The 406-nt window shown below is 78.3% G+C and carries 1 pseudogene; it reads right to left on the bottom strand.

From position 1 onward, the window contains the following. Positions 1-406: pseudogene (locus RT91_RS18975) on the bottom strand (CrtD protein); the annotation flags it as partial.

Raw genomic sequence — 406 nt, 5'->3', positions numbered from 1 at the left:
GCGGCGAGGCGGGCGCGCACCCGCGCCCAGCAGGCGTCGGTCGCGGCGTCGTCCGGCGCGGCGCGGTCGCCGAGCGGCGGGGCGTTGACCAGCACCAGCAGGCGTTCCGCAGCAGGATCGGGGCTTCGCGGGGCGCGGTCCGGAGTGCGATCCTGGGCGCAGACATAGATGGTCGGGTCCGGCGGCAGCGTGCCGGCGGCGAGGGCGGCGAACTCGGCGGGGTAGTCGCGGCTGAAGAACACGTTGTGATGGCTGAGCGGAAAGCCGCGCGTATGGGCGACGACCTGCCAGGTCACCGCCGAGAGCGAGCGCGGGGCGGCGGCGGCGCGGCCGAGGGCGGCGCGGGCGGCGGCGCCGAGGCGGCCGGCGCCGATCGCGCCGATCTCGCCGGCGGCGATGACCGTGC

This window comes from Acidiphilium sp. JA12-A1 (assembly GCF_000724705.2).
Classification (GTDB): Bacteria; Pseudomonadota; Alphaproteobacteria; order Acetobacterales; family Acetobacteraceae; genus Acidiphilium; species Acidiphilium multivorum.
This window is presented reverse-complemented; position numbering and strand designations above follow the sequence as displayed.